20 protein-coding genes are annotated in these 18,226 nt (G+C 70.7%); 5 read left to right on the top strand and 15 right to left on the bottom strand.

Annotated features, from left to right (window positions below; translation table 11 throughout):
- Positions 1 to 134 precede the first annotated feature (134 nt).
- The gene (locus ACG83_RS42010) at positions 135 to 446 is read right to left on the bottom strand and encodes an acylphosphatase (protein WP_076826810.1); all 312 of its coding nucleotides are present in this window, start codon (positions 444 to 446) and stop codon (positions 135 to 137) included.
- A gap of 33 nt (positions 447 to 479) precedes the next feature.
- Between ACG83_RS42010 and ACG83_RS05610 the strand changes: the two genes are divergently transcribed.
- Positions 480 to 857: a hypothetical protein gene (locus ACG83_RS05610; protein WP_054565005.1), complete on the top strand. Its 378-nt coding sequence runs from the start codon at positions 480 to 482 to the stop codon at positions 855 to 857.
- Positions 858 to 993: 136 nt separating this feature from the next.
- Here ACG83_RS05610 and ACG83_RS05615 read toward each other — a convergent pair whose 3' ends face one another.
- The 10 genes from ACG83_RS05615 to ACG83_RS05660 all read right to left on the bottom strand — a co-directional run bounded on the left by ACG83_RS05615 (position 994) and on the right by ACG83_RS05660 (position 10,487).
- A complete protein-coding gene (locus ACG83_RS05615; protein ID WP_054565448.1) occupies positions 994 to 1,758 on the bottom strand; it encodes a DUF2786 domain-containing protein in 765 nt (254 codons plus the stop codon).
- 308 nt (positions 1,759 to 2,066) lie between these two features.
- Positions 2,067 to 2,999 (bottom strand): bifunctional DNA-formamidopyrimidine glycosylase/DNA-(apurinic or apyrimidinic site) lyase, encoded by a 933-nt coding sequence (mutM, locus tag ACG83_RS05620; RefSeq protein WP_054565006.1) that lies wholly within the window; start codon positions 2,997 to 2,999, stop codon positions 2,067 to 2,069.
- 32 nt (positions 3,000 to 3,031) lie between these two features.
- Positions 3,032 to 3,892, bottom strand: coding sequence for a ribonuclease III (gene rnc / locus ACG83_RS05625; RefSeq protein ID WP_054565007.1), 861 nt, complete (start codon positions 3,890 to 3,892; stop codon positions 3,032 to 3,034).
- Entirely contained in the window at positions 3,889 to 4,875 is a 987-nt protein-coding gene (locus ACG83_RS05630; RefSeq protein WP_054565008.1) for a phosphate acyltransferase, read from the bottom strand. Before ACG83_RS05630 ends, rnc begins: the two co-directional genes overlap by 4 nt.
- A 7-nt stretch (positions 4,876 to 4,882) precedes the next feature.
- Positions 4,883 to 5,053: a 50S ribosomal protein L32 gene (gene rpmF / locus ACG83_RS05635; protein ID WP_054565009.1), complete on the bottom strand. Its 171-nt coding sequence runs from the start codon at positions 5,051 to 5,053 to the stop codon at positions 4,883 to 4,885.
- Positions 5,053 to 5,637, bottom strand: coding sequence for a DUF177 domain-containing protein (locus ACG83_RS05640; RefSeq protein ID WP_006545181.1), 585 nt, complete (start codon positions 5,635 to 5,637; stop codon positions 5,053 to 5,055). Before ACG83_RS05640 ends, rpmF begins: the two co-directional genes overlap by 1 nt.
- Positions 5,638 to 5,951: 314 nt before the next feature.
- Positions 5,952 to 6,680 (bottom strand): hypothetical protein, encoded by a 729-nt coding sequence (locus ACG83_RS05645; RefSeq protein ID WP_054565010.1) that lies wholly within the window; start codon positions 6,678 to 6,680, stop codon positions 5,952 to 5,954.
- Positions 6,681 to 6,852: 172 nt separating this feature from the next.
- Positions 6,853 to 7,341, bottom strand: a complete 489-nt coding sequence (gene coaD, locus ACG83_RS05650; protein WP_054565011.1) for a pantetheine-phosphate adenylyltransferase — start codon at positions 7,339 to 7,341, stop codon at positions 6,853 to 6,855.
- Positions 7,338 to 7,895 (bottom strand): 16S rRNA (guanine(966)-N(2))-methyltransferase RsmD, encoded by a 558-nt coding sequence (gene rsmD / locus ACG83_RS05655; RefSeq protein WP_054565012.1) that lies wholly within the window; start codon positions 7,893 to 7,895, stop codon positions 7,338 to 7,340. The genes coaD and rsmD overlap by 4 nt, the downstream gene beginning before the upstream one ends.
- 231 nt (positions 7,896 to 8,126) lie before the next feature.
- Positions 8,127 to 10,487 (bottom strand): ATP-dependent DNA helicase RecG, encoded by a 2,361-nt coding sequence (locus ACG83_RS05660; RefSeq protein ID WP_054565013.1) that lies wholly within the window; start codon positions 10,485 to 10,487, stop codon positions 8,127 to 8,129.
- 236 nt (positions 10,488 to 10,723) lie between these two features.
- Here ACG83_RS05660 and rpmB point away from each other — a divergent pair, with 236 nt between their 5' ends.
- Both rpmB and ACG83_RS05670 read left to right on the top strand, forming a co-directional pair.
- A complete protein-coding gene (rpmB, locus tag ACG83_RS05665; protein WP_006545176.1) occupies positions 10,724 to 10,912 on the top strand; it encodes a 50S ribosomal protein L28 in 189 nt (62 codons plus the stop codon).
- 232 nt (positions 10,913 to 11,144) lie between these two features.
- Entirely contained in the window at positions 11,145 to 12,248 is a 1,104-nt protein-coding gene (locus ACG83_RS05670; protein WP_054565014.1) for a D-alanine--D-alanine ligase family protein, read from the top strand.
- Positions 12,249 to 12,334: 86 nt separating this feature from the next.
- Here ACG83_RS05670 and ACG83_RS05675 read toward each other — a convergent pair whose 3' ends face one another.
- Together ACG83_RS05675 and ACG83_RS05680 are read right to left on the bottom strand one after the other, a co-directional pair.
- A complete protein-coding gene (locus tag ACG83_RS05675) occupies positions 12,335 to 12,829 on the bottom strand; it encodes a DUF3515 family protein (RefSeq protein WP_054565015.1) in 495 nt (164 codons plus the stop codon).
- A gap of 73 nt (positions 12,830 to 12,902) precedes the next feature.
- Positions 12,903 to 13,136: an Lrp/AsnC family transcriptional regulator gene (locus tag ACG83_RS05680; protein ID WP_006545173.1), complete on the bottom strand. Its 234-nt coding sequence runs from the start codon at positions 13,134 to 13,136 to the stop codon at positions 12,903 to 12,905.
- Between the two features lie 210 nt (positions 13,137 to 13,346).
- Here ACG83_RS05680 and thiD point away from each other — a divergent pair, with 210 nt between their 5' ends.
- Complete coding sequence (gene thiD / locus ACG83_RS05685; RefSeq protein WP_054565016.1) at positions 13,347 to 14,231, top strand: bifunctional hydroxymethylpyrimidine kinase/phosphomethylpyrimidine kinase; 885 nt, start codon at positions 13,347 to 13,349, stop codon at positions 14,229 to 14,231.
- A gap of 106 nt (positions 14,232 to 14,337) precedes the next feature.
- Complete coding sequence (murA, locus tag ACG83_RS05690; protein ID WP_054565017.1) at positions 14,338 to 15,777, top strand: UDP-N-acetylglucosamine 1-carboxyvinyltransferase; 1,440 nt, start codon at positions 14,338 to 14,340, stop codon at positions 15,775 to 15,777.
- A 212-nt stretch (positions 15,778 to 15,989) separates the two neighbouring features.
- Here the strand turns inward: murA and ACG83_RS05695 are convergent, their stop codons facing one another.
- Together ACG83_RS05695 and ACG83_RS05700 are read right to left on the bottom strand one after the other, a co-directional pair.
- Entirely contained in the window at positions 15,990 to 16,997 is a 1,008-nt protein-coding gene (locus ACG83_RS05695) for an NAD(P)H-dependent glycerol-3-phosphate dehydrogenase (RefSeq protein WP_198955743.1), read from the bottom strand.
- Positions 16,994 to 18,013 (bottom strand): 1-acyl-sn-glycerol-3-phosphate acyltransferase, encoded by a 1,020-nt coding sequence (locus ACG83_RS05700; protein WP_235497677.1) that lies wholly within the window; start codon positions 18,011 to 18,013, stop codon positions 16,994 to 16,996. Before ACG83_RS05700 ends, ACG83_RS05695 begins: the two co-directional genes overlap by 4 nt.
- Positions 18,014 to 18,226 lie beyond the last annotated feature (213 nt).

An 18,226-nucleotide genomic window follows, 5' to 3' on the forward strand; every position in this document is an offset into this window, starting at 1 on the left:
CGACGCGCCGTGATCACATGGTCTCGTTGGGCAAAAACACACTTCCGTCAACGCGGGCTTCTCTGTGAAGTTCGACTCCGTTCGCACGGACGTCGCCGCGGATTGCTCGCTTGTTCAATCGACGGCGCCGCGCATCAACGCCGAAGGAAGCCCGCCAATCCACCACGTGCCTCACTCCACACGTGCTCGACACGGTCGGTTCGACCCGGTGTGTGCCCGGTCACAAGTAGGTCGAGGAGCGACTCACAGGCAGCCCGGTCTCCTTCGGCGATCACCGCGACCGCACCGTCGGGCAAATTCGTCGCAGACCCGGCAAGTCCGAGACGTCGCCCTTTGGTACGGACATAGTCACGGAACCCCACACCCTGAACCAGACCTTCGACCCGGGCGGTGAGGCGGACCACGTCCCTGCTGGAGGCGCCGTTCGTCGCGCGAATCTCGTTCATCGGAGCGGTAGGGTACTAGCCATTGTGGACACCATGTACATCGAGAGCGCGCAGCTCAACAGGGGCACCGAGGCCACCGTTCGCGTGGGGCCGGGGCAGGGGACGCCGTCGAACGGCACCACCATTGGTGACCATGTGCGCACGCCTGGGCGATCAGGCCGTCGCCGGTCGCTCGCGTGCGTGGCCGCCGTCTGTTCGATGGGTACCGCACTCCTGCTCTCCGGCTGTGGGCAGAACTTCTCCCAGGACGGAGGAGTGATCCCGGTTCCGCATGCCAGCACCGAGGGCATCCGGAGTGTCACGCCGGTCCCGGTACCGTCCGAAACCGTCATCGGCCCGGGCTACGCTCCGCCCCGCGGCGAGCGTCCGACCCAGACCGCGGTACCCAACCTCCCCGGCGGCAAGTTGTAGTGGGGCCTGGATCGGCGTGGCCGCCGCGGCCACGCCGACAGAGCTACTTCGCACCAAGAGCTACTTCACACCAGATCCACCGAACATCGGATCCACCGCGATCGGCTGGTTCGCTCGCGGGTACCGCCCGAGCAGCTCAGCCGATCTCCGGTCGTTCCTGCGTCGGCACCCGCCGGCCTTCCCCCAGATCCGCCCGCTGGCCGGCCTGGTAGCCGTCCCTGCCACCGGATCCTGAGAGCTGGCGCGTACGCGTCGTGCGCAGCCGCGGATAGACGCGGGCGAGATGCGCCTCGACGAGCCCCTCCCGGCTGGCCAGCACGACTGCGACCGACCGCTGTTCTCCCGCTCCGTCGGCCGCGGTTGTTCTGCCCTCGTTCTCAGCCCTCCTGCGTGCCGCCTCCTCCACGAGCGCGAGCCGATCACGCACCGCGACCGAGAAGCCGGCCATCCAGGACCGCCGGAAAGCTCGCGGATCTTCCCACACCGGCGGCCGCGCCGCCGCGAGACCGTGCGCCTGCTGCACGAGCAACGACGTGTACAGCATCTGGACGCGTTCGATATCCGCCGCCATCCCGAACAGGTGCGCGGTGTGCACGGTCCCGCCGACGCCGCTCGGCGCAGGCACCGTCCTGTGCACAAGGCGGCAGCCCAGCGGGTCCGCCACACTGGCCAACAGCGAGATCTTGTCCCGCGCGTAGGGCGCGTCCACGCTCATCACGACATCGCCCGCGACGGCGCCCGCCGGGGCACCGTCCTCGACGAGGGCACGGTCGATCCCGTACTGGGCGATGAGTTCCGCGGCCTTGGCGTTGTAGTTCTCCCGAGCCGCCTCAGGCAGGCCTTCGGCCTCCGCCATCGCCAGCAGCTTGCGCACCCGGCCGAGCAGAGCATCGGGGTTCATGGCGCCTCCGTCCATGGTCCTGCTCCGGCCTGGATACAGCCGGAGGAGAACACGTCTGTGAGACCTCGCCGAACCGGGCACGACCTTGTCGTCGTCAGCTCCCGGTCACGGCCATGGACGAGGCTGATTCGGATCGAACCTGCAACTATTTGATCAACACGCCTTCTTGATCAATATATCTCCCGAACGGCACCCGCTCATATCGGGCCACGTTCACGTCGGGCCGACGATCGCGAGTCGGGCTATGTTCACGTCGGCCCACACCTACCGCGAACACACCGTCGTTGATCGAATGTGTGTTCGAAATCCTACCACCGAGCTCGGCGCGGACGCGGCTGGCACACCGGGCAGGTGTAGCTGGAGCGGTTCATGAACGCCTCGCGGCGGATGGGCGCGGCGCAGCGCGAGCACTGCTCGCCCTCGCGGCCGTAGACCTCCAGGGAGCGCTCGAACAGACCGCTCACGCCCTCGGTGGAGACATACAGCCGGTCGAAGGAGGTTCCCCCCGCGGCCAGAGCTGCCGTCATCACCGTACGGACGGCCTCCAGCAGCCGGTGCGCCTCGGCGCGGGAGACCGTCTCGGTGGGGCGCGCGTAGTGCAGGCGGGCCGCCCACAGTGCCTCGTCCGCGTAGATGTTGCCGACGCCGCTGATCAGCGTCTGGTCGAGAAGCGCACGCTTGAGACCGGTGCGGCGCCGACGAAGCGCGTCGACGAAGCGCTCGACGTCGAAGTCGGCGGCAAGCGGGTCGGGTGCGATGTGCGCGATCGAGGTCGGCAGGTCCGCGCCGGAGACCACCGCCAGGCCACCGAACGTCCGTTGGTCGACGAAGCGGAGCTCGCGCCCGCCGTCACCGAAGCGAAACCGGACCCGCAGGTGAACCTGGTCCGGGCTGTCCGACGGGACCACAAGAAGCTGCCCGCTCATGCCGAGATGCCCCAGCAGTGACTCGCCCACCCCGACAGCCGCTGCCTCTGCCCCTGCCCCAGCAGCCGCTGCCTCGATGGCCTCGGGCCCGGCAGCTTCGGCGCCCTGCGGAGAAAGACCGAGCCACAGATACTTTCCCCGCCGGCACGCGGTGGTCACGGTCCGCCCTAGCAGGACCGCGGCGAAGTCATCGGGGCCGGCGGCATGGCGGCGAACCGCCCGTGGGTGATAGACCTCCACGCCGTCGATCACGCGGCCGACCACGCCTCGCTCCAGGCCGCGCCGGACGACCTCGACCTCGGGCAGCTCAGGCACAGCGGATCATCGGCGAACTCGGCGAAACCGGATCATCCTGCGTCGCCCGCACCGGCCGCCGGGTCGCGGCCGGTAGCACCCTCCACAGCGGCACCGCCCACAGCGGCACCGCCCACTGCGGCACCTTCCGTGGCCGCCCCGTCTGCTTTGTCCTGTTGCGGCTCGCCGTCATCCGCGGCGGTGGCGCGCTTCTCCAGCATCGCGAAGGCCGTCGCTGCGGCACGCTGCTCGGCCTCCTTCTTGCTGCCGCCCTCGCCCTCGCCCAACACCTCGCCGGCGACCCGCGCGAAGGCCGTGAACCGCTTGGCGTGATCAGGGCCGGCCTCGGTGACCACATAGTCCGGCGGGCCGAGACCCAGCAGCGCCGTCTGTTCCTGCAGCGACGTCTTCCAGTCCAGCCCGGCGCCGCGGCCGGCAGCCTCGTCCAGCAGCGGGTCGAAGAGTCGATGGACGAAGCCGGAAGCCACGTCAAGGCTGTTGGAGAGGTAGACGGCGCCGATCACCGCTTCCAGCGTGTCCGCGAGGATGCTCGGCTTGTCACGCCCACCGGTGGCCTCCTCGCCCCGGCCAAGCAGCAGATATGGCCCGATGCCGGTCGGTCCGATGCGCCGCGCCACATCGGCGAGCGCCCGCATGTTGACCACCGAGGCGCGCTGCTTGGCGAGCTGGCCCTCCGGGAGGTCGGGGTGGCGGCGGAAGAGCGCGGCCGTCACGATCAGGCCGAGCACCGCGTCGCCGAGGAACTCCAGCCGCTCGTTGGTAGGCAGGCCACCGTTCTCATAGGCGTACGACCGGTGCGTCAGCGCCCGATCCAGCAGCTCGGGATCGACGTCGACCTGCAGCGCCTCGACCAGCCCGTCCCGCGGCGGCGGAACCGACTGCACCCGGCTCATCGGGACAGCCCTGCCAGCTCCCGGCGCCGCTCGACCAACGTCGCCATGGCATCACGAACCGATCCGGCGAGCCCGGCACGCACCGCGCCGGCCGCCGCACCCACCGCCGCGGACAGATCGCCCGCCCGCCCGGGGCCGGCCGCGCACGGCCTGCCCACCTGGACGGCTGTACCGTCCACTCCCAGCACGATCATTCCCCCCTGAAGTTCCGAACCGACCGCCGGTGGTGAAGCCGGGTCCGACCCGACCCATGTCGACGCGGCACTCCGTCCCAGCGCGGCAAGCACGACATCGCCGGTGAAGCCGTCGGTCACGACGACGTCCACACCGGCCCCGGTGCGCAGCCTGTCGGCGGTGACCGGCCCGACGAAGTGCAGCCCGAGCGAGGAGAGCAGATCACCCGCGGAGCGCCGGAGCTGGTCCTGCAACGCCGGGCGCGCCGACAGCAGACCGACCCGCGGACGGACGACTCCGTGGCAGGCTGTCGCGTACCGGGTGCCCGACAGGGCGAACTGGGCAAGCTCGTCGGCGGTCACGTCCACCGAGCCGCCCGCGTCGCACAGGACCACGGGAGAGCTCACGGAACCGAGGATGACCGCGGCGGCGGTTCGGGTCGCGCCCGGGACCAGGCCGAGCGTGAACCTCGCCGCGGCCAGCACGGCCTCCAACGGAGCGACCGACACCATCGCGTCAGCCTGCCCGTCCCGCACCAGCCGCGCCGCCACCCGTACGCCGGAGTCACGCCGCGCCCGAACCTCGCTCAACGCCTCCGGACCTGCCGCGACCCCGCGCGCCGCGTTGACCAGCTGGCATCGCCCACCGGAGAGGACGCCACTCGCCGCGAGCGCGGACTCGACACTGGCCGTGGGCGCCACCACGGTCAACGTCAGCCGCGGATCAAGATCGAGCGCCGTCGCAAGTTCATCGAGGAGGTCCTCCGGTGGAAGGCCCTCCCCGATCAGATCGACAGCTACGCGTGCCACACCGTGGTCAGACGTCCAGAACCTGGCGATCGTTGTAGCGGCCGCAGGTCGTGCACATCGTGTGCGGACGGATGACGTGCCCGCGCGAGCACTTCGCGAGCGTCGGCACCTTGGCCTTCCACTGCGCGCGACGGGACCGGGTGTTGCTGCGCGAGGTGCGCCGCTTCGGGACGGCCACTAGTCCTTCTCCTTGTTCTCGGTGATAGCGGGATCCTGGGCGAGACCGGACAGCGCCGCCCATCTCGGGTCCTGCCGGGTGTGGGAATGGTCCGGACCGACCTCGTCAAGACGAGCGCCGCAGTCGACGCACAGGCCTGCGCAGTCCGGCCGGCACAGGGGTGACAGCGGAAGGCTGAGCACCACCGCGTCACGAACGACCGGCTCGATGTCGACATGATCCTCGACGAGGACGCAGGTGTCGCCCTCGTCCTCGGTCTCGACGGCCCGCTCGGGGTAGTAGAACAGCTCCCTGATGTCGACGGACGTCGTGTCCGTGACCTCCTCCAGGCAGCGGGCGCACTCCCCGGCCAACGGCGCGGTCACCACGCCGCTCACCAGGACCCCCTCCATGACCGACTCGAGCCGCAGGTCGAGCCGCACAGCGGCACCCTCGGGCACGCGCAGAATCTCGGTGCCGAAGTCGGACGGCTGGACAATCGTGGTCTCGACACGACGAAGTGAACCCGGCCTACGGCCGAGCTCACGGGTGTCGAGCACATAGGGACCCCGGGGGGCACGCCGACGGGCTCGTTGTGTGGTCATGGCGGTCACAGCAGATGTTCTCACGTCACGGTCGTTACGGGACTGACCTGGGGGCGGGAGGCCGATCGTACCGATACCGACCGAACTGCCTCGGATCCAGCACAGAGATCACCCACCCTGATCCTCCCGACCGCTGACGCAGGCCAGCGAGAGCGGACCGGCTGACCGCCGGCCTGCCCGACCCGGGATGAAGCGAACCAGGCCCGGTCGGAAGTTACGCACCCACGTCACCGGGCACGGACTACCAGCGTATCCGATCGCGCCCACTCCCCCCGATCGGCGCTCCGGCACCGTGGGGCAGGCAGCCCGAAAGGTCAGGCCGAGGTCAGACGAACATGACCGGTCATGCCACCGCGGGCCGCCGGGACACCGGCCCAACGCTCGGCTCCGGAGGCGAAGGCGGCGCCCGGGCCGCCATAGGACATCCGGGAGAGCCCTGACGGCTCGCCGCCCTCGCGGTCGACGACGTCGCCAGCCATCGGCCGTTCCGGCTCGTCGGCTGCCGCACCCGCGTGAACCGCACCCGCGTGGACGGGGACCGCACCGGCCGGGGCCGGATGACCGGGCGCACCGACGGCCGCCGCGGTCGCGACCGCACCTCGCGACGCGAGCCGCTCCCGGCCTCGGGCCACCGACGCCAGGGTGCGGTCGAGCAGCTCCTCGAAACCGGCCAGCTTCCCGTCGACATACGAGTCGATCTGGCTGCGCATGTCATCCGAGGCCTGACGGGCGGCAGCCATGATCGCCGCGGCGTCGGACTCAGCCCGCACGACCACGGCACTGCCCGAGGCCAGCCGCGCGCCCTCCCGGCGACCGTCGGCGACTATCGCCGCGGCCCGCCGATGCGCGTCGTCGATGATCGCCTCGCTCTCCAGCAGGACCCGGTCGGCATCGGCCAGCCGCTCGGGCAGCCGCGCCCGGAGATCCTCCAGAGCCTCCAGCAGCTCGGCCCGGTTGAGCACGCAGGACGCCGACAGCGGCATCGCCCGCGCCCCCTCGACCAAGACGATGATCAGATCGAGGCGCTCAGCGAGATCATCCATGAGCGGTAGGTTACGACCAGCCGACGAATCACCCAGTAGCGACACTCCGTTAACGCACACGGTCAGACCACGATGCCCCAGAAGTCCTACTTCGACGTCGGGTAGCGACTCGACGCCATCCGGCGACGGGCTCGCGGGCCCGTGTAGGCGCGGGCCCGCGAGCGGAACACAGCTACAGGCCGGAACGGTCCCGCAGACCCTTGAGCACGACGTCGGGAACCAGCCCGGAGACGTCGCCGCCGTACCGCGCCACCTCCTTGACCAGACTCGACGAAAGGAACGCGTACTGCGGATTGGTGCTCATGAACAGCGTCTCCACACCCGCCAGGGAATGGTTCATCTGCGCCATCTGAAGCTCGTAGTCGAAGTCACTCACCGCACGCAGACCCTTGACGATCGACTGAATGCCGCGCACCCGGCAGAAGTCGACGAGCAGGCCATGTGACGACTCGACGATGATGTTGGTCGGTGCGGCCGGATGTGCGGCGACCGCCTCCCGGATGAGATCCATCCGTTCATCGACAGTGAACAGGTTGGCCTTCGACTTGTTGATCAGAACGGCGACGACGACCTCGTCGAAGAGCCGGCTGGCTCTCACGATGATGTCGAGGTGACCGTTGGTGATGGGGTCGAACGATCCGGGACAGACTGCCCTCCTCATGATCGATTACCGTACCAGAGGACCCCCTCTCCGTACCTGCGCTCACGGAGCGCCACAAGCCCGTCGGGCCAGGCCACAGGCCCACTCCGAGCAGCGCGTTCGACTACGCAGACGCCCCCCGCGGCCACCCATCCGCCGCTCGCCAGCCGGCCGAGCACGACGCCCAGCTCGGCGTCGGCCAGGGCGTAGGGCGGGTCGAGAAAGACCACGTTGTAGGGAGCGGTCGGCGGCACCTCCACCACCCGGGCGACCGCGGCGCGCACCACCTCGGCCCCGGGCAGGCCCAGCGCCTCGACATTGCGGCGCAGGATGCGGGCGGCACCCGCGTCACGATCCACCAGAAGGGCGTGTGCCGCGCCACGGGACAACGCCTCCAGTCCGACCGCGCCCGAACCCGCGTACAGGTCCGCCACCCGGGCGCCGGTCAGATCGACCAGCGTGCCGAGGGTGTTGAACAGGCCCTCCCTCGCCCGGTCGGAGGTCGGCCTGGTGCCGGTGCCCGGTGGCACCTCGAGGCGACGCCCTCCAGCACTGCCGCCCACGATCCGTGTCATTGAACCTTTTCCATCGTCGATGTTCGATGATCCCGAAACAGAATCCCGGGCTTCGGGCTGCCTCTGCTACTGAGCAGGACCCGAGGTTTTGGCCGCCACAACGACCAGAACCTCGGATTTTCGAGCGGTGGCTCCGGGCTTCCGCCGCTGCCGTGAAAGATCTGAGGATCGTGGTCGAAAGAACGACCCGATTCCTCAGGTCTTCGAGCTGCGGAAAAGGTTCACCGAGGATCAGCCCTTTTCCAGGAAGGCGGCGCTGGTCTCGTCCAGGGCGTCAGCAAGCAGGCGGTGCAGCGCGGGCAGCGACCGCAGCTCGGGATCCGCCGCGACGATGGCCCCGGCCTCCTCTCGCGCCGACCGGATGAGATCCTCGTCCCGCAGCAGCTCGAGCAGACGCAGGGAGCGCCGGCCACCCGACTGGGCCGCGCCCAGCACGTCACCCTCCCGCCGCTGGGCCAGGTCGAGCAGCGCCAGCTCGGCGCCGTCCGAGGTGGAGGCGACCGCCCGCAGCCGCTCGGCGGCCGGTGCCGTGGCGTCGACGCAGGTCTGGAGCAGGCAGATGCCCGGAGCACTGCCCCGCCCCACCCGGCCGCGGAGCTGGTGCAGCTGGGACACGCCGAACCAGTCGGAATCAAGAATGATCATCACGGTCGCGTTCGGCACGTCCACACCGACCTCGATCACCGTCGTCGCGACGAGAACATCGACCTCACCCGCGGCGAAGCGGGTCATCACATCGTCCCGGGCCGCCGCGGGCATCCGCCCGTGCAGGCCCTCGACCCGCAACCCGGCGAGCTCACCCGCCACCAGCCGGGGCAACGTCTGCGCGACCGTGGCGCCGACCCGCTCACCACCGTCACGCGGCCCCTGGCCACCCGCCTGACCCGGCTCACCCGGCTCGCCCGGTTCCGGAGGCGCCGGCTCCTCCGTTCCCGCCGGATCCCCGGCGCCCGCCGTGCCCTCACCGACCCGAGGACACACCACGTACGCCTGGTGCCCCGCGGCGACCTCCTCCCGCACCCGCCCCCACATCCGGCTCATCAGCACGGTGTTCACCGCCGGCACCACGAACGTGGAGATCGGCGAACGCCCGGACGGAAGCTGGTTCAGGACGGAGACCTCAAGGTCACCGAAGACGGTCATCGCGACGGTTCGCGGGATCGGGGTCGCCGTCATGACCAGCAGGTGCGGTGGGCGTCGGCCGCGGGAACGAAGCTCGTCACGCTGCTCGACGCCGAACCGGTGCTGCTCGTCGACCACGACCAGCGCGAGGTCGTGGAAGGTGACGCCCGCACCCAGCAGCGCGTGCGTGCCGACGACGAGACCGACGCTCCCGTCGGCGATCGCGGCGAGCGTGTCCCGCCGGGCCCGCGCGGGCATCGACCCGGTGAGCAGCGCGACCCGCGTCGCCGGGCCGCTCACCCCGAGCTCGCCGGCCCGGGCCTGGTCACCGAGCAGCCTGAGCAGGCTCCGGTGGTGCTGGGCCGCGAGGGTCTCGGTGGGGGCCAGCAGAACCGCCTGGCCGCCCGAGTCGACTGCGAGCAGCATCGCCCGGACCGCCACCACCGTCTTGCCGGAACCGACCTCCCCCTGCAGAAGGCGGTGCATCGGGACGGCCTTCGCCAGCTCCGCGGCGATGGTCTCGCTGACCTCCCGCTGGCCGTCGGTGAGAGCGAACGGCAGGCTCGCGTCGAACGCGTCGAGCAGCCCGCCGGCCCGGCCCGGCCGGGGCTGGGTGGCGACCAGCTCCACCCGCCGCCGCCGCTGGGCCAGCGCTATCTGGACGACCAGGGCCTCGTCCCACTTGAGCCGGGTGCGGGCGACGGCGACGTCGCCGCGGGTGCCGGGCCGATGGATGAGCTGGTAGGCACGCGCCAGGCCCGCCAGCCGGTGCCGGGAACGGACGGACTCCGGCAGCGGATCGGTCAGCCCACCGAGCGAGTCGAGGACAAGCCGCAGGCAACGGGCGATCTTCCAGCTGGTGAGCTTCGCCGTGGCCGGATAGATCGGGACCAGCGCGCCGGCGAAGTCGGCCACCGCCGAGGACCGCTCACCGCGCTCACCCGCGACATCATCGCCGCCCTCGCCCACGCCGAGCTCGCCGAGCTGGCCACCAGCCACGCCGAGCTGGCCATCGCCCGCGTCGTCGTCGGAGTCCGGCCCGTCGATCATGTGCACTTCCGGGTGGATCAGCTGACGGCGGCCGCGGAACTCGGCGACCTTGCCCGCGAACAACGCCGTGGTACCGGGCGTGAGTGCCTTCGCACGCCACTGCTGGTTGAAGAAGACGAGGGAGAGCTCACCTCGGCCGTCGGTAACGGTGATCTCCGTGCGGCCGCTCTCGCGCCGGCGGTTGTTGGTGTTCCAGTCCGCCCGGGGCTTGTGCTTCACCACCTTCGTCACCCGCGCCTGGACCGTGGCGATCTCACCGACCACAAGACCGTCCAGGTCGGTGAGCTCCCCGCGCTCGTGATAGCGCCGCGGCAGATGGTTCAACAGGTCGCCGACGGTCGCCAGGTCGAGTTCGTCCGCTAGCAGCGACGCGTGTTTCGCGCCCAACACACTCTTGAGCGGCGTGTCCAGATCGAGCACACCTCAGATAGTGCACCGCGCCACCGACACTCTCGGCTGCCGACAGCTCACGGGGACGCCGACACCTGGACGCAGGCCCACCCCGCGCAACGCCGCGGCAGGCGCCGACCTGCTCCAGGGGCCCGGCCTGCGCGGCCCACGGCGACCCGGAACGGCGCGGCTAGGGTAGCCTCACAGTCGACTACAGGCTAGAGCGGTCGGTGACTCCCGGCCATCGTGATTGACGGAGTGTTCTCGTGTCTTCGGTGTGTGACGTCTGCGGCAAGGGGCCGGGCTTCGGCATGTCGGTCTCCCACTCCCACCGGCGCACCCGCCGTCGCTGGAACCCCAACATCCAGACTGTTCGTGCGATGGTCGGCCGCACCCCCAAGCGGCTCAACGTCTGCACCTCGTGCCTGAAGGCGGGCAAGGTCACCCGCGGCTGACCGCGGCCGAAACTCCGACGGGCGCGCGTCACGGCGCGCGACCGTCCGGTTCCGGTCGCGGATCGCGGCCGAGCACATTGGTGCGTCACGGCTCCTTCCGGTGACGGATCGCGGCTGGGCTGGCACAGGCCAGCTCGCCGGTCCGACACGGATCTCACCCGGCATCATGCGGGCCGCAGGCACCCCCGGGGTCCTTCGTGCGATGCCGGATGGCATCCGTTACTGTCCCGGCATGGGAGCCTCCACTCGCAGGGTTCGACTCGTCCTGCTGTTCGGCGGGCGTAGCACCGAGCACGCCATCTCGTGTGTGTCGGCCGGCGGAGTCCTGCGGGCTCTGGACCGGTCCCGTTATGACGTGATTCCGGTCGGCATCGACCCCGAGGGCCGCTGGGTGGTACTACCCGAGGACAGTCCCGTCCTCACCGCCGTCAGCGCGGACCTGCCCACCGTGAACGCGGCGGACGGCATCGAGGTCACGCTCACCCCGGATCCGACCAGGCCCCGGTTGCTCGTGTCCGACCCGTCCTCGCCGCTGCGCGATCTGGGGACCGTCGACGTCGTCTTCCCCCTCCTGCACGGCCCGTTCGGCGAGGACGGCACCGTCCAGGGCCTGCTGGACATGAGCGGCCTGCCCTATGTCGGTTCCGGCGTGTTCGCCAGCGCCACCGCCATGGACAAGCAGCACATGAAGCGCATCCTCGCCGCCAGCGGGCTGCCCGTCGGCCCCTACACGGTCGTGCGGCCCGGGCAGACGCTCCCGGAGAGCGAACGCGAGCGGCTCGGGCTGCCGGTCTTCGTCAAGCCCGCACGGGGCGGCTCCAGCATCGGCATCAGCCGGGTGGATGCCTGGGCGGATCTCGACACCGCGTTCAAGGCCGCCCGGTCCAGTGATCCCAAGGTGCTCGTGGAGGCGGCGATCGTCGGCCGCGAGATCGAATGCGGTGTGCTGGACCGCCTCGACGGCTCCGGGCCCGAGGCCAGCGTGCCCGCCGAGATCACCGTGACGTCGTCTGCGGGGTTCTACGACTTCGAGGCCAAGTACGTCTCCGACGGGGCTCGCCTCGACGTACCGGCCCAGCTGCCCGACGAGCTCACCGAACGGGTGCGTGCCACGGCGACAGCTGCCTACGAGGCCCTCGACTGCGCCGGCCTGGCCCGTGTCGACATGTTCGTCACGCCCGCGGGCGACATCGTTCTCAACGAGGTCAACACCATGCCCGGGTTCACCTCGACCTCGATGTTCCCGCAGGTGTGGGCGGCCAGCGGCCTCGACTTCGCCGCCCTCACCGACCGCCTCGTCCAGCTGGCCCTGCGCGATGGTGCCGGCCTGCGCTGAGACCTCGGTGGTGGGCCACCACCGAGGTCTCAGCGCGACGGTGCTGGTCGGCGCGCCTCGTGCCGATCGTGACCGCCGCTCTTCGGCTAACCCTCCGTGCCCGCGGTGGGCTCGGTGTGCTCCCGCACGGCTGGCGCCAGCGCGACCAGGACCTCGAAGGCCTGTTCGTCCGCCGGCAGTGTCAGCACCACCTGGGGGGTCCTGGTCGGCGTCGAGTACCTGATCCGGTCACCGAGGGCCTCGGTGAACCAGCCGACCTCGTCGATCGCGGAAAGCACCGTGGTCGGCTGGTAGCTGGCCGCGACACCTGTCGCACCACAGGTGAGAACGGCATCCGGCTTCGCTCCGTAGGCGGCCGCGTTGGCGACGGGAGGCTTCACCTCCCGGCGATCCAGGTCTGCGCCGAGCGAATCGGGCAGCGCCGCGATCAGCGCGGCGCAGGCCGCCTGGTCTCCGACCGCCGGGGTCGGTGCCCCGGTGATCGAAACCGGGCCCGGACCACCGCAGGAAACGAACACCGCCCCGGCGACGACGAGTGGACCGGCGAGGCGGAACAGACGAAGCCGCGGCCTCCCTGTCACGCGCTCTCCTCCGGCCCCACGGGCCCGGGGAACCCTGGTGACGGGCAGTCTCGCTGCCCTGGGGAGCCTGCCCTCAGAAGTGGACCACCGGACATGTCAGCGTTCGGGTGATGCCGTCCACCGACTGGACCCGGGACATCACCAGCTTGCCGAGGTCGTCTACGCTCGACGCCTGCGCGCGGACGATGACGTCGTACGGACCGGTGACATCCTCGGCCTGGGTGACCCCCGGGATCTGCTCGATCTCCTTGGCCACCGCCGCCGATTTGCCGACCTCAGTCTGGATAAGGATATACGCGTGTACCACAGACGCTCCCTCGTCGGACGTCGACAGCCCGTCGAGCAGACACGGGCTGACAGAAGGTAACAGGCAAACGGGCCGGATGAGAGGGTCTGAGGCGAGGAATTTGCTCTGATCGCCCGACTGGCGCGGAGGAACCGCACTCCACGGGCGGCGAACTCGGCCGTTCCAGGCCTCTTACGCCCGCTTTGGCCCTCACTGTGAGGATCCCCACGCATGACCCCAGCAGTACCGCCGGATGCCGCCCCGCCGCGGGTGCTGACCATCGCCGGCTCCGATTCCGGCGGCGGCGCTGGCATCCAGGCGGACCTGAAGACGATGCTCGCACTCGGTGTGCATGGCATGAGCGCCGTTGTGTCGGTCACCGCACAGAACTCGGTCGGCGTGCACGGCGTCTGGGACCTCCCTCCCGAGGCGGTCCGGGCGCAGATCCGCGCCGTCACCGAGGACATCGGCCTGGACGCGGTCAAGACGGGGATGCTCTCCTCCGCCGCCCTCGTCGAGACCGTGGCGCAGGAGCTCGCCAGAATGTCCGTGCCGAGCGTCGTCGACCCGGTCGGAGTCTCCAAGCACGGCAACCCACTGCTGGCCACCGACGCGGTGGACGTCCTGCGTCGCGAGCTGCTGCCCCGCGCCACCATCGTCACCCCGAACCTGGACGAGGTGCGACTGCTGACCGGCGTCGACGTCGTCGACGAGACGGGCCTGCGCCGCGCCGCCGACGCTCTACTGGCCCTCGGGCCCACCTGGGTGCTCGTCAAGGGCGGCCACCTGCCTGGCGACGCGGTCGATCTGCTCACCGACGGCTCAGCCAGCTACGAGCTGCGTTCTCCTCGGCTGCCCCGCATCCACACGCATGGCACCGGCTGCACGCTCGCCTCGGCGATCGCGGCCCGCCTGGCCTGCGGTGATGACGTACCCTCCGCGGTCAGGGCCGCCAAGACCTACGTGACCGGGGCGCTCGCCGCGGGCTTCCCCCTCGGCGCGGGCATCGGCCCGGTGGACCACGCCTACCTGACCCGGCGGCCGGCCCAGGCCCTCGGCCCCACCCGCGAGACCAAGCCGGCGGGGCCCGTGAGGCCAATGGCGTCGTCTGATTGAATCTCCCCGACTTCAAGTACCAGGCGCACAGCAGAGCGCGACGCACCATCAGATGTGACGAACCTTGCATTCTGGCACATCCGACCCATCGCCGTGGAGGCACCTCGTGAGGGAAACCGGTTCCGGTCTGACCACTCCCGTGGGTTCGGGCGACAGCACCGTTTCCGGCCCCGGCGCGGCTGCCGGCAGGCACCCCTTCCCGGACCCGCACTGGTACACGATCGCCGGCGGCGCACCGCTCACCGGCTCCGTCGAGGTCTCCGGAGCCAAGAACTCGGTCACCAAGCTCCTCGTCGCCACCCTGCTCACTCCGGAGCCGTGCACCCTCACCAGGGTCCCGCGCATCGTCGAGGTGGACGTCGTCCTCGGCATGCTGGCGGAGCTGGGGACGCAGGTCGAATGGCTGGACGCGCAGACGGTGCGGGTGGCGACACCGACGATCGTCGACGCCTCCCTCTCGGAGGCCTACTCCGGCGTCAACCGCATTCCCATCCTGATGATGGGTCCGTTGCTGCACCGGGTGGGTGAGGCCGTCGTCCCGCTCCCCGGCGGGTGCCGCATCGGCAAGCGCCCGGTCGACTTCCACCTGGTCGGGCTGCGCGCCATGGGTGCCGAGATCATCGAGCAGCTCCGGTCCGTCGAGGTCAAGACGCTCGGCCTGCACGGGGCGCAGGTAACCCTGCCGTTCCCGAGCGTCGGGGCCACGGAGAACCTGTTGCTGGCCGCGGTCCGGGCCAAGGGCACCACGGTGATCTCCAATGCCGCGGTGGAGCCCGAGATCATCGACCTGATCCTTTTCCTGCAGCAGATGGGCGCACTGGTCGATGTCGAGGTCGACCGCACGATCGTGGTGCAGGGCGTCGAGGCGCTGCACGGCGCGCACCACGCCCCGATCCCGGACCGGATCGAGGTCGCGTCCTTCGCGGCCGCGGCGGTCGCGACGAACGGCCGGGTGGACGTCGTGGGAGCACGCCAGGAGCACGTGGCGACGTTCCTGAACCACCTGCGCCGCCTGGGCGGGGAGTTCGAGGTCAGCCAGCACGGCCTGACCTTCTACCGGGCACGTGAGCTCACCGCCACCCATGTGCAGACCGACGTCCACCCGGGCTACATGACCGACTGGCAGCAGCCGTTGACGGTGCTGCTCACCCAGGCCAAGGGTGCGTCGGTCATCCACGAGACGATCTACGAGGACCGGTTCGGCTACACCCGCCAGCTCAACGAGATGGGTGCCGACATCGCGCTGTCCACCAGTTGCCTCGGCGGCAAGGCCTGTCGGTTCGCCTCCCGGGACTTCGAGCACTCGGCCGTCGTCAGCGGGCCGACCCCGCTGCGCGCCGCCGATCTGGAGATTCCCGACCTGCGGGCCGGCTTCGCGTACGTGATGGCCGCCCTGGTCGCCGAGGGGTCGAGCCTGATCCGCGGAACCCGCTTCCTGGAACGCGGCTACGAGGACCCGGTCGGGAAGCTACGCTCGATCGGCGCCCTGATCGAGACCCGGCCCGCGGACGCCGTCCGGCCCACGCCGCCGGCCACGGCCTCCTGACCAGGCGTAGGAGTGGGCACGACCGAGATCGCCGCCTGAAGATCATGGGATTTTGGTTGTCCTGACGACCAAAATCCTCAACGCCTGCTCGGTGGCAACGGCTGCCCGAGGCTCGGGATCTCGCGACGGGCACTCCGGCGACCAGGATCCTCAGACCCTGGTCGCCGGCAGCAGCAGCGGCTCGCAGCGGCAACGGCAGTACCGCCCCGCTGCTAGCGGGGGCGGTACTCGGGGCCGGGCTCGTGGCTCATCAGGTCCTTGACGGCCTCCAGCGGTGGCAGGCCCTCGTAGAGCACCCGCTCGACCTGGCGGGTGATCGGCATCGACACCCCGAGGCCTTCGGCCAGCGCCAGCAGCGGCCGGCAGGACCGCACACCCTCGGCAACCTGGAGCTGCTGCGCCAGTACCTGCTCCAACGTCATCCCACGGCCGAGCCGCTCACCGAAGGTCCGGTTCCGGGAGAGCGGGGATCCGCAGGTGGCGACCAGGTCACCGAGCCCGGCGAGCCCGGCGAACGTCATCGGCTCGGCGCCCAGCGCGGCGCCGAGCCGCATCGTCTCAGCCAGCCCGCGGGCGATCAGCGAGGCCTGGCTGTTGGTGCCGAAGCCCATGCCCTCCAGCATCCCGGCCGCGAGGGCGATCACGTTCTTCACCGCCCCGCCGAGCTCGCAGCCGACGACGTCGCCGTTGGTGTAGGGCCGAAGGTAGGGCGTCCAGCAGGCGCTCTGGACCTGGTGCGCGGTGGCCGCCGAGGAACTCGCCACCACGGTGGCGGCGGGGTGCTCGACGGCGATCTCGCGCGCCAGGTTGGGGCCGCTGACGACGGCGATGCGATCGGGGCCCACGCCGGCCGTCTGCGCGATCACCTCGCTCATCCGGTGGCTGGTGACAGCTTCCATGCCCTTCATCAGGCTGACGTAGACGGCCCCCGGCCCCACCATCGGCGCCCAGTCGAGCAGGCAGGACCGCAGCGCGTGCGACGGCACCGCCAGCACCACCAGGTCGGCGTCACGCAACGCCTGTTCCGGCCGCACCGTGGCGCGCACCTGGTCGGGAAGCCGGACGCCCTCGAGGTACCGGGGGTTCACATGACGGCCGTTGATGGAGTCCGCGACCTCCCGGTCCCGGGCGACCAGGGTGACGCGCGCTCCCGCGTCGGCCAGCACCTTCGCGAAGACCGTGCCCCAGGAACCCGCGGTGAGCACCGCCGCGCGCCTCACCGCCGCTCCCCCGGCGCCGCCGGATCCCCGCCGACGCCACCACCGGGCGCCAGGTCCCGGGGCTGCGCCAGCTCCCGGCTCGGGTTCGGGTACGCATCGGCCGGGGCATCGGGCTGGACGGGAAGGACCTGATCGAGCCCGGGGCGCCGCGGGCACGGTTCGCCGCGCAGACGCTCCAGCTCGACGAGCAGATCCGCCATCACCGCGTCAGTCACCTCACGTAGCAGCCGCGCGCTGTCGGCACCGCCGTCCACGGCCGCACCACCCGTGGCCCCAACGTTCACGGCCGCGCCAGCCGTGGCCTCACCGCTCACGGCCGCGCCAGCCGTGGCCTCACCGTCCACCACCTCAACGTCTACGGCCTCAACGCCCGCGGCCTCACCACCGGCAGCATCGCCACGGCCCGTCGCCCCGTTTCCAGGCAGCGTGCGGGACCGTTCGGCGAAACGGGCCAGATCCACAGCTCTCCCAGCATGAATCCGGATCTCCGGGCGGCGGATCAGCCGCAGCCGGCGGTCCTTTCCCCAGATCTGTTGTGCACCCCACTGGGCCACCGGGATGACCGGCGCGCCCGTGGCGAGAACCAGTCTCGCCACACCGGTGCGGGACCTGCTCGGCCAGTAGTCCGGATCGGTGGTGATCCCACCTTCCGGATAGATGACCACGGCCCGCCCGGCCCGCAGCGCGGCGATCGCGTCGCGCAAGGCGTCCTGCGCGCTCGGATCCCGGCGGTACACCGGAATCTGGCCGGCACTCGCCAGCACATGGCGCAGGATCGGAACCTCCCACAACTCGCTCGTCGCCATGAACCGGGGGTTACGCCCGGCGGCATACACATAGTGCGCGAGCAGGGGTGGGTCCACCGTCGAAAGGTGGTTCGCGACCAGGATGACACCACCCGAAGCGGGGATGTTCTCCTGACCGGACCAACGCCGCCGGGTCAGCAGCCGCGAGAGCGGCAGGATCATTGCCGCGGCGAGTGTGATCCCGGGGCCGCCCCGCCACGGTCGTCTCATGAACGCGAAGTCTTGCTCAGCGCCGGGAAGCCTGTCGAGTTCGTCGCGCGGTGGCGGGACACGGACCCGCGCGAGGCCTACGCCACCGATCGTACGTTCCGGCCGCGTTCGGACCGATCCGGGCAGCTGTGCCCGGCCCGTGCCAGCCGCCGGACGCGTCGCGGGCAGCCATGCGGCGTCAGCCGCGCCGGCCGGCCCCCGGGGCTGCCCCAG

It is taken from the genome of Frankia sp. R43 (assembly GCF_001306465.1).
Classification (GTDB): Bacteria; Actinomycetota; Actinomycetes; order Frankiales; family Frankiaceae; genus Parafrankia; species Parafrankia irregularis.